Annotated in this window: 13 protein-coding genes and 1 pseudogene; 3 read left to right on the forward strand and 11 right to left on the reverse strand. The window is 72.8% G+C overall.

Translation table 11 applies throughout. The features are described 5' to 3' along the window. Nucleotides 1-19 precede the first annotated feature (19 nt). Nucleotides 20-2,815 (reverse strand): type I DNA topoisomerase, encoded by a 2,796-nt coding sequence (gene topA / locus SNOUR_RS18615; RefSeq protein ID WP_067348553.1) that lies wholly within the window; start codon nucleotides 2,813-2,815, stop codon nucleotides 20-22. A gap of 485 nt (nucleotides 2,816-3,300) precedes the next feature. On the opposite strand from topA, the gene SNOUR_RS18620 reads away from it, so the two are divergent. Both SNOUR_RS18620 and SNOUR_RS18625 read left to right on the forward strand, forming a co-directional pair. Then, on the forward strand, nucleotides 3,301-3,882 hold the full coding sequence (locus tag SNOUR_RS18620; protein ID WP_067348554.1) for a hypothetical protein: 582 nt from the start codon (nucleotides 3,301-3,303) through the stop codon (nucleotides 3,880-3,882). Beyond that, nucleotides 3,879-4,313 carry a DUF2752 domain-containing protein gene (locus SNOUR_RS18625; RefSeq protein WP_067348556.1) on the forward strand — a complete coding sequence of 145 codons (435 nt, stop codon included), beginning with the start codon at nucleotides 3,879-3,881 and terminating at the stop codon, nucleotides 4,311-4,313. The genes SNOUR_RS18620 and SNOUR_RS18625 overlap by 4 nt, the downstream gene beginning before the upstream one ends. Before the next feature lie 18 nt (nucleotides 4,314-4,331). Here SNOUR_RS18625 and SNOUR_RS18630 read toward each other — a convergent pair whose 3' ends face one another. The 6 genes from SNOUR_RS18630 to bldG all read right to left on the reverse strand — a co-directional run bounded on the left by SNOUR_RS18630 (nucleotide 4,332) and on the right by bldG (nucleotide 11,536). Beyond that, nucleotides 4,332-4,736: a hypothetical protein gene (locus tag SNOUR_RS18630; RefSeq protein ID WP_067348559.1), complete on the reverse strand. Its 405-nt coding sequence runs from the start codon at nucleotides 4,734-4,736 to the stop codon at nucleotides 4,332-4,334. Between the two features lie 240 nt (nucleotides 4,737-4,976). After that, nucleotides 4,977-6,506, reverse strand: coding sequence for a DUF7059 domain-containing protein (locus SNOUR_RS18635; protein ID WP_067348561.1), 1,530 nt, complete (start codon nucleotides 6,504-6,506; stop codon nucleotides 4,977-4,979). A 99-nt stretch (nucleotides 6,507-6,605) separates the two neighbouring features. Further along, nucleotides 6,606-7,190, reverse strand: a complete 585-nt coding sequence (locus SNOUR_RS18640) for a small secreted protein (protein ID WP_067348563.1) — start codon at nucleotides 7,188-7,190, stop codon at nucleotides 6,606-6,608. A gap of 216 nt (nucleotides 7,191-7,406) precedes the next feature. Next, the gene (locus SNOUR_RS18645; RefSeq protein ID WP_067348566.1) at nucleotides 7,407-9,815 is read right to left on the reverse strand and encodes a sodium-translocating pyrophosphatase; all 2,409 of its coding nucleotides are present in this window, start codon (nucleotides 9,813-9,815) and stop codon (nucleotides 7,407-7,409) included. Between the two features lie 833 nt (nucleotides 9,816-10,648). Continuing rightward, nucleotides 10,649-11,086: an ATP-binding protein gene (locus tag SNOUR_RS18650; protein WP_067348569.1), complete on the reverse strand. Its 438-nt coding sequence runs from the start codon at nucleotides 11,084-11,086 to the stop codon at nucleotides 10,649-10,651. Nucleotides 11,087-11,194: 108 nt separating this feature from the next. Further along, nucleotides 11,195-11,536: an anti-sigma factor antagonist BldG gene (gene bldG / locus SNOUR_RS18655; RefSeq protein WP_004571875.1), complete on the reverse strand. Its 342-nt coding sequence runs from the start codon at nucleotides 11,534-11,536 to the stop codon at nucleotides 11,195-11,197. Nucleotides 11,537-11,696: 160 nt separating this feature from the next. On the opposite strand from bldG, the gene SNOUR_RS18660 reads away from it, so the two are divergent. Continuing rightward, nucleotides 11,697-14,057, forward strand: a complete 2,361-nt coding sequence (locus tag SNOUR_RS18660; protein ID WP_167739053.1) for a DNA 3'-5' helicase SftH — start codon at nucleotides 11,697-11,699, stop codon at nucleotides 14,055-14,057. Between the two features lie 228 nt (nucleotides 14,058-14,285). Here SNOUR_RS18660 and SNOUR_RS48380 read toward each other — a convergent pair. From SNOUR_RS48380 to SNOUR_RS43095, 4 genes and pseudogenes are all read right to left on the reverse strand, one after another. Further along, a pseudogene (locus SNOUR_RS48380) lies at nucleotides 14,286-14,576 on the reverse strand (Rv3654c family TadE-like protein); the annotation flags it as partial. Next, nucleotides 14,536-14,946, reverse strand: coding sequence for a TadE family type IV pilus minor pilin (locus SNOUR_RS18665; protein ID WP_312632739.1), 411 nt, complete (start codon nucleotides 14,944-14,946; stop codon nucleotides 14,536-14,538). The pseudogene SNOUR_RS48380 and the gene SNOUR_RS18665, both read right to left, overlap by 41 nt. Further along, nucleotides 14,933-15,121, reverse strand: coding sequence for a DUF4244 domain-containing protein (locus tag SNOUR_RS18670; protein ID WP_099055706.1), 189 nt, complete (start codon nucleotides 15,119-15,121; stop codon nucleotides 14,933-14,935). The genes SNOUR_RS18665 and SNOUR_RS18670 overlap by 14 nt, the downstream gene beginning before the upstream one ends. 310 nt (nucleotides 15,122-15,431) lie before the next feature. Beyond that, nucleotides 15,432-16,298, reverse strand: a complete 867-nt coding sequence (locus SNOUR_RS43095) for a type II secretion system F family protein (protein WP_167739054.1) — start codon at nucleotides 16,296-16,298, stop codon at nucleotides 15,432-15,434. Nucleotides 16,299-16,311 lie beyond the last annotated feature (13 nt).

The raw sequence follows: 16,311 nt of genomic DNA on the forward strand, positions 1-16,311 counted from the left end.
GCGCGGCCCCGGGCGGGGCTCAGTCCTCGGCCGGGGCGGCGGTCTTCTTCGCCGCCGTCTTGGCCGCCGTCTTCGTGGCGGCCTTCTTGGCGGTGGTCTTCTTGGCCGTCGTCTTCTTCGCCGCGGTCTTCTTGGCGGTCTTCTTCGCCGGGCCCTTGGCGCGCTTCTCCGCCAGCAGCTCGTAACCGCGCTCGGGGGTGATCGTCTCGACGTCGTCGTCCCGCCGCAGCGTCGCGTTGGTCTCGCCGTCGGTGACGTACGCGCCGAACCGGCCGTCCTTGACCACCACCGGCTTGCCGCTCACCGGGTCCGTGCCCAACTCCTTCAGCGGCGGCTTGGCGGCGGCCCGGCCGCGCTGCTTGGGCTGGGCGTAGATCGCCAGCGCCTCGTCGAGGGTGATCGTGAAGAGCTGCTCCTCGCGCTCCAGGGAACGCGAGTCGGTGCCCTTCTTGAGGTACGGGCCGTAGCGGCCGTTCTGCGCGGTGATCTCCACGCCCTCGGCGTCGGTGCCGACCACGCGCGGCAGCGACATCAGCTTGAGCGCGTCCGCCAGCGTCACGGTGTCCAGGGACATCGACTTGAAGAGCGAGGCGGTGCGCGGCTTGACCGCGTTCTTGCCGGTCTTCGGGGTGCCCTCGGGCAGCACCTCGGTGACGTACGGGCCGTAGCGGCCGTCCTTCGCCACGATCTGGTGCCCGGACTCGGGGTCCATGCCCAGCTCGTAGTCGCCGCTCGGCTTCGCCAGCAGTTCCTCGGCGTACTCCACGGTCAGCTCGTCGGGCGCCAGGTCGTCGGGGACGTCGGCCCGCTGGTGGCCCTCCTCGTCCTTCTCGCCGCGCTCGACGTACGGGCCGTAGCGGCCGACCCGCAGCGTGACGCCGTTGCCCACCGGGAACGACGAGATCTCCCGGGCGTCGATCGCGCCGAGGTCGGTGACCAGTTCCTTCAGGCCGCCGAGGTGGTCGCCGTCGCCGTTGCCGGCGTCCGCCGCACCGCTCTCGCCGGCACCGGCGCCCTCGCCGAAGTAGAAGCGCCGCAGCCACGGCACGGCCTGCGCCTCGCCGCGGGCGATGCGGTCGAGGTCGTCCTCCATCTTGGCGGTGAAGTCGTAGTCGACGAGCCGGCCGAAGTGCTTCTCCAGGAGGTTGACCACGGCGAAGGAGAGGAACGACGGGACGAGCGCGGTGCCCTTCTTGAAGACGTAGCCGCGGTCCAGGATCGTGCCGATGATCGACGCGTACGTCGACGGGCGGCCGATCTCCCGCTCCTCCAGCTCCTTGACCAGGGTGGCCTCGGTGTAGCGGGCGGGCGGCTTGGTGGCGTGGCCGTCGGCGGTGATCTCCTCGGCCGCCAGCGCGTCGCCCTCGGCGACCTGCGGCAGCCGCCGCTCGCGGTCGTCCAGCTCGGCGTTCGGGTCGTCGGCGCCCTCCACGTAGGCCTTGAGGAAGCCGTGGAAGGTGATGGTCTTGCCGGACGCGCTGAACTCGGCGTTCCGGCCGTCCGCGGCCTGCCCGCCGATCTTGACGGTGACGGAGTTGCCGGTCGCGTCCTTCATCTGGGAGGCGACGGTCCGCTTCCAGATCAGCTCGTAGAGCCGGAACTGGTCGCCGGTCAGCCCGGTCTCGGCGGGCGTGCGGAAGCGGTCGCCGGAGGGGCGGATCGCCTCGTGCGCCTCCTGCGCGTTCTTGACCTTGCCGGCGTACGTCCGCGGCTTGTCGGGGAGGTACCCGGCGCCGTACAGCTGCGTCACCTGCGCCCGGGCCGCGGCGACCGCGGTGTCCGAGAGCGTGGTGGAGTCCGTACGCATATAGGTGATGAAGCCGTTCTCGTACAGCTTCTGCGCGACCTGCATGGTGGCCTTGGCGCCGAAGCCGAGCTTGCGGCTGGCCTCCTGCTGGAGGGTGGTCGTCCGGAACGGCGCGTACGGCGAGCGGCGGTAGGGCTTGGACTCGACCGAACGCACCGAGAACCGCGTGTCCGCCAGGGCGGCGGCGAGCGCCCGGGCGTTCGCCTCGTCCAGGTGGAGCACGTCGGCGTTCTTGAGCTGCCCGGTGGAGCCGAAGTCCCGCCCCTGCGCGACCCGGCGGCCGTCGACCGTCGTCAGCCGCGCGGTCAGCGACGACGGGTCGCTCGCGTCACCGGCCCGCCCGGTGGAGAAGGTGCCGGTCAGGTCCCAGTACTCGGCGGAGCGGAAGGCGATGCGCTCGCGCTCCCGCTCGACGACGAGCCGGGTCGCCACCGACTGCACCCGGCCGGCGGACAACCGGGGCATGACCTTCTTCCACAGCACCGGGGAGACCTCGTAGCCGTAGAGGCGGTCGAGGATCCGGCGGGTCTCCTGGGCGTCGACCAGCTTCTGGTTGAGGTCGCGGGGGTTGGCGACGGCCTCGCGGATGGCGTCCTTGGTGATCTCGTGGAAGACCATCCGGTGGACCGGGACCTTCGGCTTGAGGATCTCCTGGAGGTGCCACGCGATGGCCTCGCCCTCGCGGTCCTCATCGGTGGCGAGGAAGAGTTCGTCGGACTCGGCCAGCAGCGCCTTGAGCTTCTTGACCTGGTCCTTCTTATCCGTGTTGACCACGTAGATCGGCTGGAAGTCGGCGTCGACGTTCACGCCGAGGCGGGCCCAGGACTCGCCCTTGTACTTCGCCGGGACCTCGGCCGCGCCGTTCGGGAGGTCGCGGATGTGCCCGACGCTGGCCTCGACCACATAGCCGGGGCCGAGGTAGCCCTTGATCGTCTTCGCCTTGGCAGGCGACTCGACGATGACGAGTCGGCGGCCGCCGCCCTCTGCGGTCTCGCTGGTCGGGGACAACTTCGCTCTTCTCTCCGGTCGACGCTGGGGATGCTCCTGGGCCGGACGCCCGGGGCGCACTGCGGTGACGCTTGACGCTGCGGAGTGTGACGGTACCTCCCGCCCCCGTGTCAAACGGAAAAACCCCGCAACGCCACTCGAACGGTAACCCGACTACATGCCTTCGCGCCGCCCCGACCGCTCCGGGCGCTCCCCGACGGCCCTGCGACACCCCCTCGTGGAGCACCCCGGCCCCGCTCCGCCCCGCCGTCCGACGCCGGCCGGCCACCGCCTCCGGCCTGCCACCGATCTCGCAGAGTAACCATCCGCTCCCCGGCCCCGTCCACCGGTCGGACACACGCCGTGCGGCGACTGTCACAGGGCGGCCGCGAATGCCGTCATCACCTTGCTACGGCGGGTGAGCCGGCTGGCAGGATGGATGCGGCACGGCTCACCGGGTGGGCCGGGAGCCGTCGACGTCACGCACTCGGGGGGAAACGACACCCATGGCGCACCAGTACCCCGGACCGCCACCGGAGCAGCCGCCCGGCGGGCCCGGCCAGAACCCGTACGCGGCCCCGGACGGCGGCCGGCCCGCCGAGGCCGGCTACGGCTACCCGCAGGGCGGCCTCCCCGGCGAGCCCGGGTACGGCTACCCGCAGGCCGCCCCGCCCCCGCCCGTCTTCACGCCCGGCACCCCGCCGCCCCCGCCCGTCGGCCTGCCGATCCAGCCGCCGCAGGCCATGGGCCTGGCGCTGGCCCTCGGCGACATCGCGGTCAACGGCGACACGATCGTCACGCCGGCCGGTCCGATGCCCCTCAAGGGCGCGGTCTGGACGGCCACGGACATGTCGCGCACGGAGGAGCGGATGCCCACGCACGCGGTCGTGCTCGCCATCGTCTTTTTCTTCTTCTGCCTCCTCGGGCTGCTCTTCCTCCTGATGAAGGAGCGCATCACGACCGGCTTCGTGCAGGTCGCGGTGAACAGCGGGGGCCGGCACCACTCCACGATGGTCCCGGTGCAGTCGCGCGAGCAGGTCATGTTCGTCCTGAACCAGGTCAACTACGCCAGGTCGCTGAGCGTGTGAGCACCGACGAGCCCCGGGAGGCCGCCGACGCGGCGACCGTGCGCAGGCGCACCCTCCGCCAGGCGGCCCTCGCGCTCGGCACCGGCGCGCTGGGCGCCGGCTACCTCTGGCACACCGATCCGCACCAGCCCGGTCAGCTGCTGATCCCCTGCCCCTTCCGCATGCTGACCGGACTGCTCTGCCCGTTCTGCGGCGGGACGCGGATGGCGTACGACCTGATGCACGGCGACGTCCCGACGGCCTTCCAGGACAACGCCGTCCTCCTGGCGCTCGGCGTCCCCGCCCTCGCCTACGTCCTGGTGCGCTGGCTGCTCGCGGGGGTGCGCGGGCGGCGCCGCTCGCTGAAGCTGACGGCCCGCGGCAATGCCGTGGTCCTCGGCATCGCCGCGGTCTGGATGGTCGGCCGCAACCTCGTCCACCTCATCGGCTGACGGCCGGGCCCCCGGGCGTCAGCGGACGGTGACCTTCACGACCGGGGAGAGGGTGCTCCCCGACGCGATCCGCAGCTGGTTGACGCCCTTGATGCCGAGCTTGACGCGTATCGCGTAGCTGCCGTTGGCGTGGACCGGCGCCTGCGCCGGCAGCGACACCCACTTCGTGCCCTGCTTTTGCTGGACCGTGACCTTGGCGCCCGACGTGAGGCCCTTGCCGGCGCCGGTGATCCGGAACTCCTGCCAGGCGCGGACCGTCGTCGCGCTGGCCTTGGCGGTCAGCGTCGCCTTCGCGGGCGCGGTGGCCACGACCGCGGCGGGCGTGTGGACCTGCTGCGGCGCGGCGAAGGCGGCGGCCGAACCGCCGGCGAGCAGGGCGGCGGCTACCATCCCGACGGTGGCGTAACGCAGTGCACGGTTCATGTCGGATTCCTCACTGATGGGCCAATGGGTTGGTTGGTGACCTTCCCTCAGGAATACGGGCATCGGCACACGGAGGTTCCCCCTCCACCGCACAATCCGCCCAACTCGCCGAAACTGGCCGGAACTGAACGTCCGCCCCGGGAAGGGCCGTTGCCCCCTGGGAACACACCCGGCGGCCGGTGTCCCCGCACCGACCGACCGCCGCCCGCCGCCGCGCCCCCGCGCCCCCGCGCCCCCGGCTCAGCCGACCGGCTCCAGGAAGCCCTGCTCGACCAGCATCCGGATCGAGGCTGGCGTACGGTCCCGCAGCAGCACCGGGTCCTCGCCGACGAGCTGGGCGATGGCGTCCAGGATCCGCCCGGCGGGCAGCGACCCGTCGCAGACGCCCGCGAAACCGGCGCCGACCGTGTCCACCTTCGTGGCCCGCCGCATACCGCGGTTCTGACGGAGCACCACGTGCTCCGGGTCCTCCGCGCCGGGCAGTCCGACCTGCTCCTGCACCACCTCGTCGGCCAACCGGAAGCGGCCGGCCAGCAGCGCCGCGTCATCGGTGGCCCGCAGGTAGTCCTGCCGGTCGAAGTGGCGCAGCACCGCCTCGCCCAGGGGCTGTTCGACCGGGTGCGGCCATTCCTCGACCGTGACGGACGGGTCCTCGGCGCCGGACTTGCGCAGCGTGATCCAGCCGAAGCCGACGGCCTTGGTCCTGCGCGCCTCGAACTCGTCGAGCCAGGCGTCGTACCGCGCGGCGTACTCCTCCTGGCCGGCGCGGTGGTCGCCGCCGTCGCGCAGCCACAGCTCGGCGTACTGGGTGATGTCCTGCACCTCGCGCTGGACGATCCAGGCGTCGCAGCCGCGCGGCACCCACGAGCGCACCCGGTCCTGCCACTCCTCGCCGGCCACGTGCTGCCAGTTGGCCAGCAGCTGGCAGTACCCGCCGTCGTTGAGGTGCGCGGCGGCCTGCTGGACGAGGGTGCGGCACAGGTCGTCGCCGCCCATCCCGCCGTCCCGGTAGGTGAGCCGGGCCCCCGGCGAGATCACGAACGGCGGGTTGGAGACGATCAGGTCGTAGGTCTCCTCCCCCACCGGCGCGAAGAGCGAGCCCTCGCGCAGATCGGCCGGGCCGGCCCCGGAGAGCGCCAGGGTCAGCGCGGTGATCCGCAGCGCTCGGGGGTTGAGGTCGGTGGCGGTGACCCGGGTGGCGTGCTGCGCGGCGTGCAGCGCCTGGATGCCGGAGCCCGTGCCGAGGTCGAGCGCCCTGGCCACCGGGCGGCGCGCGGTGATCCCGGCGAGGGTCGTGGACGCCCCGCCGACGCCGAGCACCAGCTCGGCGCGGTCCGCCTCGGCGGCGCCCCGGATGCCGCCGGCGCCGCCGACCGCGCAGCCGAGGTCGGAGACGATCCACCAGTCCTGCCCCTCGGGGCCGCCGTAGGGCCGCACGTCCACCGTGGCGCGCAGTGCGTCGTCGTCCCGCACCAGCCAGCCGTCGGCGAGGCAGTCCGCCACCGGCAGCGCCGCGGCCACCCGCGCCTCGGGCACCGGGCACTGCAGCAAGAACAGCCGCACCAGGGTCTCCAGGGGCCCGTCGCCCCGGGTGGCGCGCAGCGCGGGGACGGTCTCGCTGCGGGCCAGCGCGGCGTACGCGGGCGCGCCGAGCAGGTCCAGCAGCCCGTCGGCGGTGAAGGCGGCGGCCAGCAGCGCGTCGCGCAGCCGGCTCGTGCGGGCGTTGCTCTCGGGGTCCTGGGCATCTGCGGTGGGGAGGTGCGTTGTCACCCCTCCATTGTCGGCCCTGCCACCGACAATCGGCGACGGCCCGGCACCCCGCCCGTCCTCGGGCGCGTCGCCGGGCCGTCGGCCCACGCGGGGGAGGCGCTACGCGCTCTTGGACGGCGCCGCGGACGGCCCGCTCGACCCGCCCTGGTTCTGACAGCCCTTCTGCCGGGCCATCGCCTTGCCCACGTCGCCGGCCTCCAGCTTCTTGAAGGCCTGCTCGCTCTTGGCGTTGAGCTTGTTGATCCCGTTGGAGAGGTTGCGCAGCCCGTCCGCGAACTTCAGCTTGTCGCCGGTGTTCAGGCCGTCCACCTGCTTCTTGAGGTCCTGGTATCCCGCGGAGAGGGAGTTGAGCTCCTTGACTGCGTTCTTCTGGGCGTCCGCGCCGCCCTCGGTGGGCGGCGCGCCCGCCTTGTCCAGGGACTTGGCCAGCTGACCGTACGCGTCGGAGATCTTCTGGAAGGCCGCCGAGTCCGTCTGCTGGACCTTCTTGGAGTCCGTGTTGCCGCTGTCGGCCGTCTGCATGGCCGCGTTGGCGTCCTGGATCTGCTTGAACGGACCCTGCGCGGGGTCGCAGAACGTCTTCGCCCAGTTGTCGAGCTTCTGAGTGTTGTCGCTGCTGCAACCGGTCAGCGCGAGCAGGAGTGCGGCACCGCCGGACAGGGCAGCCACAAGCTTCTTGTTCACCGGATTGGTCCCTTCCATGGCTCTCGGCCCCGGAACATACACGTCCGAACGGCTTCGCCCATGGGTCGGGCAACGACCCCGGCCCGCATTGCAGCCATTTGCACCAAGGACCGCGACCCCCGCCGGGCACGCCGCGGGCGGGTGTCCGGCGCGCGCAATAAGCGCCGTACACCCGCCCGTTGAGCGGTCAGCAGGCCGATCTGACGGCCCGTCCGGTCAGGACACCACGGCGGTCCTGGTCGACTTGGCGACGCCTTCGGGATCCTCGGAGTTGTTGTCTTCATCACCCACGGCGATCCCCCGCCGCTTGGAGACGTAGACCGCGCCGACGATGATGACGAGCGCCAACAGCGCGACCCCGGCGCGCACGCCGAGGCTCTTGTCGTGGCCGTACGAGAACTTCACCACGGCCGGCGCGATCAGCAGCGCGACCAGGTTCATCACCTTCAGCAGCGGGTTGATCGCCGGACCGGCGGTGTCCTTGAACGGGTCGCCGACGGTGTCGCCGATGACCGTCGCGGCATGCGCCTCGCTGCCCTTGCCCCCGTGGTGGCCGTCCTCGACCAGCTTCTTGGCGTTGTCCCATGCGCCACCGGAGTTGGCGAGGAAGACCGCCATCAGGGTGCCGGTGCCGATCGCGCCGGCCAGGAACGAGCCGAGCGCCCCGACGCCGAGCGCGAAGCCGACCAGGATGGGCGTGAGCACCGCCAGCAGCCCCGGCGTGGCCAGTTCGCGCAGCGCGTCCTTGGTGCAGATGTCGACCACCCGCCCGTACTCGGGCTTCTCGGTGTAGTCCATGATCCCCGGGCGCTCGCGGAACTGCCGGCGCACCTCGAAGACCACCGCTCCGGCCGACCGCGAGACCGCGTTGATCGCCAGCCCCGAGAACAGGAAGACGACCGAGGCCCCGAGGATCAGCCCCACCAGGTTGTTCGGCTGCGAGATGTCCAGGCTCAGGCTCAGCCCGCCGGCCGCGTGGCCGATCTCCCGTACGGCGTTGGCGATCGCGTCCCGGTACGAGCCGAACAGCGCGGAGGCCGCGAGCACCGCGGTCGCGATGGCGATCCCCTTCGTGATGGCCTTGGTGGTGTTGCCCACCGCGTCCAGGTCGGTCAGCACCTGCGCGCCGTCCCCGGTGACGTCGCCGGACATCTCGGCGATGCCCTGCGCGTTGTCGGAGACCGGCCCGAAGGTGTCCATCGCCACGATCACCCCGACGGTGGTCAGCAGGCCGGTCCCGGCCAGCGCCACCGCGAACAGCGCCAGCGTGATCGAGGCGCCGCCCAGCAGGAACGCCCCGTAGACCGCCAACCCGATCAGCACCGCCGAGTAGACCGCCGACTCCAGGCCGACCGAGATGCCGGCGAGCACGACGGTGGCCGGGCCGGTCAGGGAGGTCTTGCCGATGTCCCGGACGGGCCGCCGGCTGGTCTCGGTGAAGTAGCCGGTCAGCTGCTGGATCAGGGCGGCCAGCACGATGCCGATGGCGACCGCGACCAGCGCCAGCACCCGCGGGTCGCCGCTGCGGCCCAGGATCTCCGGGTCGCTGACGCCGCTGAGGTCCTTGTAGCTCGACGGCAGGTAGACGAAGACCGCGGCGGCCACCAGGACCAGCGAGATGCCGGCGGAGACGAAGAAGCCGCGGTTGATGGCGGTCATCCCGCTGCGGTCCCGGCGCCGGGGCGACACGACGAAGATGCCGACCATCGCGGTGAGCACGCCGATCGCCGGCACCAGAAGCGGGAAGGCCAGTCCGGCGTCCCCGAAGGCCGCGGTGCCCAGGATGAGCGCGGCGACCAGCGTCACCGCGTACGACTCGAAGAGGTCGGCCGCCATACCGGCGCAGTCGCCCACGTTGTCGCCGACGTTGTCCGCGATGGTGGCGGCGTTGCGCGGGTCGTCCTCCGGGATGCCCTGCTCGACCTTGCCGACGAGGTCGGCGCCGACGTCCGCGGCCTTGGTGAAGATGCCGCCGCCGACCCGCATGAACATCGCGATCAGCGCGGCGCCGAGTCCGAAGCCCTCCAGCACCTTGGGCGCGTCGACCGCGTACACGAGCACCACGCAGGACGCACCGAGCAGGCCGAGGCCCACGGTGAACATGCCGACGACGCCTCCGGTACGGAAAGCGATCTTCATCGCTTTGTGGGCGACCGCCGTAAGATCCTTTTGCTCTGCCGCGCCGTCATCCGGAGTGGCCTCCCGGGCGGCCGCCGCCACTCGCACATTGCTGCGCACCGCCAGCCACATGCCGATATAGCCGGTGGCCGCCGAGAATGCCGCGCCGATCAAGAAGAACGCACTGCGTCCGGCCCGCTGCGTCCAATTGTCCGCGGGCAGCAACATGAGCAGGAAGAACACGACGACGGCGAATACGCCGAGGGTCCGCAACTGCCGTGCCAGGTAGGCATTCGCGCCCTCCTGCACCGCCGCCGCGATCTTCTTCATACTGTCGGTTCCCTCACCGGCCGCGAGCACTTGGCGGACCAGCACCGCCGCGACCGCCAGCGCGGCCAGGGCGACGACGGCGATCACCAGCACGATGCCGCGGTTGTCCGCGGTGAGTGACGGGACGGCCAGAAAAGTGGGGGTGTCCATCGACTGAGGGGTGTAAGGCCCCGCCATTCGTCCTCCTTGACGTTATGGCACATGGGCGCGCGGAAGCACGCTCAGGCGTCCTGAGCAAGATGTGGACGGATTGTAGGGAGCGACGGTTGATCAAAACAGGGCGCCTCAAAGGGAATTCGCCTGTTCCCGGCGAAGATCGAAAGGCCGATGGTCCGCCGAATTCGTCCGGACGAAGGAAACCCCGTAATTCACTGACCCTGGACGGATGATCTATCCGTACTATTGATCTACTTGCGATCGCCGCTGCTCAACGACCTCGTGCCGCACCCCGTTCCGCCTGTGACCGCCGTGAAACGGGAGGGAATTGAGCCGCCCGACGCCCTCCCCGGACCACCGCAAGACCCCTTCGCCGGCCTCCCGCGCCCGCCGCCGTCCCGATGACGGACCATCAGATCCCGGCCGGATCGCATCGCCCGCACCAGGGCGCGGCGCCCCTGAGGACGCCACCGCGGGGTCGGGGTGGACGGGGTGGAAGGGATGGCGGGGCCGAGGACACGAGCATCGGAACCCCAGGATCACGGCCCGCCCACGGGACACCCACCACGGCCGACAGCCCCCGGCACACCCCCACACGCCCGGCCCGCCGAGCCGGCACCGTACGGAATTCCCCACGCGACCGGACCACACCGGCCTGCTGCGGCGCCGCACCGGCCTGCCGCCACACAGGAAGCCGGGCGCGCGAACACTCAAAAACAGGCACGCGACACGGTGAACACAGGGCAGCACGGCAAACGCCCACGCCCGCACCCGTACGCATCACGACAGGTGCCCCACCCGCTACGGAACAGCACCGACCGACCGGCCGGCGCCGAGCCCTCCGCTCGACGGCCCTACGGCAGGACCGGAGCCGGGTGTGCGGGCCAGCTCATCCGGATCCGCCCGCCGGCCTCGCCGGAGGTCACCTCGACGTCGTCGACGAGCCCACTGATGACCGCGAGGCCCATCTCGTCCTCACCCTCGGCGTCGTTCTCCCCGACGCCCTCGGCATCGGCACCGCCCGCGGCGGCACCGCCGGGGCCGGGAACCTCGTCGCCGACCTCGATCGAGAACTGCTTCTCGTCCTCGACCAGCACCACCCGCACCGGCGCCGTGATGCCGTGGATCTCGTGCAGCCCCACGGCCCGGCTGCACGCCTCGCCCACGGCGAGCCGCACCTCGTCCAGCACGGCCTCGTCCACCCCCGCACGCCGTGCCACGGCAGCCGCGACCAGACGCGCGGTCCGGACGTGCTCGGGAAGGGCGCTGAAGCGAAGTTCGACGGTGGCCATGCCATCCCCCTCGTGATGCGGGCGTGCAACGCGGGGGGCCGGACGGGTGCGCCCGGTACCCCCCACTCTTCCACCCCCGCGCCCGGGGCGCGGGGGACCGGCAAACCGTCAGTCAGTGGCTGCGACGGCTTCGTCGACCGAGGTGTGGATCGGGAACACCTTGGTCAGACCGGTGATTCGGAAGATCTTGAGAATGCGCTCCTGATTGCAGACCAGGCGCAGCGAGCCCTCATGGGCACGCACCCGCTTCAGTCCGCCCACCAGGACGCCGAGCCCTGTGGAGTCCAGGAAGTCGACACGCTCCATGTCCACCACGAGGTGGTAGCTTCCGTCGTTCACAAGCTCGACCAGCTGCTCCCGCAGCTTGGGCGCGGTGTATACATCAATCTCGCCACCGACCTCGACGACCGTACGGTCGCCAACGGTCCGGGTCGACAGGGACAGGTCCACGGATCCTCCAGCACCTTGCTATCGAGCGGTCGCCCCCCTGGGGCCTCCCCACCGAGGTAGGGGCGGATCGGCAGCCGCCATGGCATTCAATCACTTACCAGCAGGCGTGCACGACGCCTTGTGAGCATTGTCCGTCACACCGGTGACACACTCGGTGCCGATGGCCTCCAATCGACTCCCGCCGGATCCTGGCGCGCGCACTTCCCCAGGCATGATTCTCGACCGTCTCGCCCGGGGCGCGACCCGCGCTGCGCGCATCACTCATACGGAGCACTTGCCCCCGCGCATCGGCACCCATGCCGACTGGCCGGCACAGATCCGACCGGAAGTGATCGACGCCATCCGTTCGGCCGGAATCGATCGCCCCTGGGCCCACCAGGCACGCGCGTCCGAACACGCACTGCGCGGCGAATCGGTCGTGGTCGCCACCGGCACCGCCTCCGGCAAGTCGCTGTCCTATCTGGCGCCCGTGCTCTCCACCCTCCTGGACGGCTCCGAGGCGCCCAACGGCCGGGGGGCCACGGCCCTGTACCTGGCGCCCACCAAGGCCCTGGCGGCCGACCAGCGGCGGGCCGTGCGCGAGCTGGCCGCCCCGCTCGGCACGGCCGTCCGGCCCGCCGTCTACGACGGTGACACCCCGGTCGAGGAGCGCGAGTGGGTCCGCCAGTACGCCAACTACGTGCTGACCAACCCGGACATGCTGCACCGTGGCATCCTCCCGGCCCACCCCCGCTGGTCCTCCTTCCTGCGCGCACTGCGGTACGTCGTCATCGACGAATGCCACACCTACCGCGGCGTCTTCGGCTCCCATGTCGCACAGGTCGTCCGCCGGCTGCGCCGGGTCTGCGCCCGCTACGGCGCCGAGCCGGTCTTCCTGCTGGCCTCCGCGACCGCCGCGGAGCCGGCGCAGGCCGCGTCCCGGCTCACCGGGCTGCCCGTGGCCGAGATCACTCAGGACACCTCGCCGCGCGGCGAGTTGGTCTTCGCGCTGTGGGAGCCGCCGCTGACGGAACTCCACGGCGAGCAGGGCGCCCCGGTCCGCCGCACCGCGACCGCCGAGTCCGCGGACCTGCTCACCGACCTCGCCGTCCAGGGCGTGCGGACGGTCGCCTTCGTCCGCTCCCGGCGCGGCGCCGAACTGATCGCCTTGATCGCACAAGAGCGGCTCGCGGAGGTGGACCGCTCGCTGCCCGCACGGATCGCCGCGTACCGGGGCGGCTATCTGCCCGAGGAGCGCCGGGCCCTCGAACGCGCCCTGCACAGCGGTGAACTCCTCGGGCTGGCCGCCACCACCGCGCTGGAACTGGGCGTGGACGTCTCCGGCCTGGACGCCGTGGTCATCGCGGGCTATCCCGGCACGCGCGCCTCCCTGTGGCAGCAGGCCGGCCGGGCGGGTCGGGCCGGACAGGGCGCGCTGGCCGTCCTGGTGGCCCGTGACGACCCGCTGGACACCTATCTCGTCCACCACCCCGAGGCGCTCTTCGACCAGCCCGTCGAGTCGACCGTGCTCGACCCGGACAACCCCTACGTCCTCGCCCCGCACCTCTGCGCGGCCGCCTCCGAACTGCCGCTCACCGAGGCCGACTTCCCGCTCTTCGGCCCGGCCGCCCCCGGGCTGATGCCCCAGCTGGAGGCCGCGAACCTGCTGCGCCGGCGCGCCACCGCCTGGTACTGGACGCGCCGCGAGCGGGCCGCCGACCTCACCGACATCCGCGGCCAGGGCGGCTCGCCGGTGCAGGTCGTGGAGGGCGGCACCGGGCGGCTGCTGGGCACCGTCGACGCCGCGGCGGCGCACACCACCGTCCACGACGGGGCGGTCCACCTCCACCAGGGCCGCAGCTATCTCGTCCGGCACCTGGACCTGGAGGACAACGTCGCCCTCGTGGAGGAGGCCGATCCGCCGTACTCCACCACCGCCCGCGACACCACCGCGATCTCGATCCTGGAGACCGAAACCGAGGTCCCCTGGGGCGACGCCCGACTGTGCTTCGGCTCCGTGGAGGTCACCAATCAGGTCGTCTCCTTCCTGCGCCGCAAACTGATCACCGGGGAGGTCCTGGGCGAGACCAAGCTCGACCTGCCGCCCCGTACGCTGCGCACCCGCGCGGTGTGGTGGACGGTCACCGAGGACCAGCTCGACGCCGCCCGGGTCAACCCCGAGCAGCTGGGCGGTGCCCTGCACGCCGCCGAGCACGCCTCCATCGGCATGCTGCCCCTCTTCGCCACCTGCGACCGCTGGGACATCGGCGGCGTCTCCGTCCCCCTGCACCCGGACACCCTGCTCCCGACGGTCTTCGTCTACGACGGTCACCCCGGTGGCGCGGGCTTCGCCGAACGCGCCTTCCACACGGCCGCCGACTGGCTCGCCGCCACCCGCGGCGCCATCGCCGCCTGCGAGTGCGAGGCCGGTTGCCCGTCCTGCATCCAGTCCCCCAAGTGCGGCAACGGGAACGACCCGCTCCACAAACGGGGCGCCATCCGACTGCTCGGGGAACTGTTGCGCGGGGTGCCCGGCGACTGAGCCGGGACGGCCCGGCACCCGGGCGGGTCCGCCCCCGCCGGGCAGCGGACGTGTCCGGGGCGGCGGCCCGGCCCACGCCGCCGGTACGGGCCCGGCGTCCGCGCGCGGGCCGGTTTCCCGGACCGTGCCGGACCCCGCTTCCGTCTCGGCGTCCGGTGCGGCAGCGGCGGGGCCGGCCCGGGACCGTACCCGCGCCGTGAACGGGCCGCCGCCGGCCTCGGCCGTGACATCGGCGATCAGCGCGTCCACGGCGCAGCGCACCAGACGGGTGTGTTGCGCGGCGACCACCCGACGTGCCGTGGCGCACGCCGCCACCGGGCCGCGGAGCGCCTGGTCCGCGGCTGCCAGCGCCGCCAGGTCCGCCGCGCCGCCCGCCCGGTGCCGGGCGGTGACCGCCTGCCCGACGGCCACCAGCGCGGCGAAGACCGCGCACAGGGCCGCCGCCGCGAAGACCGTCCACACCGTGGCGGAGCCCTCGTCACCGCACCGTTTCCTCCGCAAGAGCCACCGCCTCTCCACCGACCCGCACCGGCAGCCGGGCCCCTCCGGGCAACGCGGCCTCGACCCGTACGCGCACCAGGTCGCCCTCGCGCGCCACCGTGATCCGCGCGCCCCGGGGAGCCGCCCCACGGGCCGCGGCGAGCACCTGCGCCGCCGGCTCCTGACGCGCCGCCGCACGGGCGGCGGCCCGTGCGGCGTCCACGCAGGCGATCCGGGCGCAGGCGGCCAGCAGCCCCCAGATCAGCGCCGCCGCGACCGCCACCAGCACCGGCAGCACCACCGCCGCCTCCGCCGTCACGAACCCGGCGTCCGGTGCGCCGCGCCCGCCGGGCGGGCCCGCACCGGCACGCGTGGCCCGGACCCGCCCGCTGCCCTCAGAACGGCACATCGAGCGCCCTCTGGAGCACGGACCGCAGCGCGGCGGCCACCGGTCCGCTCGTCACGAGCTTGTAGAGCACCGCCGCGAACGCGCACGCCGCCAGCGTCCCCACGGCGTACTCCGCGGTGCTCATCCCGCGGTCCGCCCCGGCCGCGCGCACCCGCGCCCACCATCGACCGAACATCTGCTGCCTCCTTGGCATCTCCCGGATCCCGAACTCCCGGGGAGTCCGCGATTCCGTGCATGTGAACCCGTCATTCCGTGGATCCATCGATCCATCGATCCGTGCGGCGGTGAAGCCGCGGGGCCCATGGGCCCGGTGAAGTCCCTTCCGCGGTCGGGCCTCGGCCTCGGCCTCGGCCGACGCGTCTGCTCCCGCTTCCGTACGCCGGACCGCACGACCGCCGCGCCACCGGACCGCCGGGCCGCCGGACCGCCGGGCCGCCACATCGCTGTGTCGCCGCATCGCTGTCTCACCTTGTCGCCGTGTCGGCTCAGCCATCACCTCCCAGCAGTCCGCCCGCCAGCCCGAGCAGCACCGGTGCCACCCCGAGCACCAGGAAGGCCGGCAGGAAGCACCCGGACAGCGGGAGGGTGACCAGCACCCCCGCCCGCCGGGCCCGCGCGGTCGCGGCCCGGCCCCACTCGGCACGTAGCTCGGCCGCGATCCGGGAGGCCGGCTCCACGGCCGGGGCCCCCGATATCCCGGCGCGCTCCATGCAGCGCGCCAGCGCCCCGGCTCCCGGGAGTTCCGCCAACCGCGGCCATACCGCGGTCGGTTCACCGCCCAGCCGCAGCTCCGCCGCGACGTGGCGCAAGCGCTCGGCGACCGTCCCGTCCAGCGACCGACCCACCGCTTCGGCCGCCTCCCGTGGACCGGCCCCCGCCGCCAGACAGGCCGCCAGGAGATCGCCGGCCGGGGCCAGTTCGGCGGCCACCCGCGCCGCCGTGCCGCGGTCGGCCGCCGCGGCCCGTTGCCGCCGCAGCCAGTGGTACGCGCCCCAACCGGCGGCGGGCCCCACCAGCAGCCCGGTGACGCCGCCCAGAAGGACGACCAGGCATCCGGCGACTCCCAGGGGCCCGACCCACTTCTTCAGCCGTTCGCCCCGTGAGCCGCTCCATGGGCCGCCTCCTCGGGCCGCTGCCCGCCTCCGCCACCGGCCTCGGACGACCCACCGCCCCCGTGCCCGCGGGCCCTCCTCGCCGCCGTACAGCCCGCTGGCGGCACCTTCCAGGACCATCGGCATCCGCCGCCGCACGGCACTCTCGCCATGCAGCAGCCGCCCCAGCGCCGCCGCACACAGCACGGCCGCCGCGGCCAGCACCGCCATCCCCACCCTGTGGACAACTTCCGGGCTCACCACCCCCACCTCC

The sequence above is a fragment of the Streptomyces noursei ATCC 11455 genome (assembly GCF_001704275.1).
Lineage (GTDB): Bacteria > Actinomycetota > Actinomycetes > Streptomycetales > Streptomycetaceae > Streptomyces > Streptomyces noursei.

What these genes read in the sequence shown, in the direction of transcription:
- SNOUR_RS18645 (WP_067348566.1), bottom strand. Translation starts at nt 9,815, where the DNA reads ATGGCGGGGCCTTACACCCCTCAGTCGATGGACACCCCCACTTTTCTG.
- SNOUR_RS18660 (WP_167739053.1), top strand. Translation starts at nt 11,697, where the DNA reads ATGGCCTCCAATCGACTCCCGCCGGATCCTGGCGCGCGCACTTCCCCA.
- SNOUR_RS18670 (WP_099055706.1), bottom strand. Translation starts at nt 15,121, where the DNA reads ATGTTCGGTCGATGGTGGGCGCGGGTGCGCGCGGCCGGGGCGGACCGC.
- SNOUR_RS18665 (WP_312632739.1), bottom strand. Translation starts at nt 14,946, where the DNA reads ATGTGCCGTTCTGAGGGCAGCGGGCGGGTCCGGGCCACGCGTGCCGGT.
- SNOUR_RS18650 (WP_067348569.1), bottom strand. Translation starts at nt 11,086, where the DNA reads ATGGCCACCGTCGAACTTCGCTTCAGCGCCCTTCCCGAGCACGTCCGG.
- SNOUR_RS18620 (WP_067348554.1), top strand. Translation starts at nt 3,301, where the DNA reads ATGGCGCACCAGTACCCCGGACCGCCACCGGAGCAGCCGCCCGGCGGG.
- SNOUR_RS18630 (WP_067348559.1), bottom strand. Translation starts at nt 4,736, where the DNA reads ATGAACCGTGCACTGCGTTACGCCACCGTCGGGATGGTAGCCGCCGCC.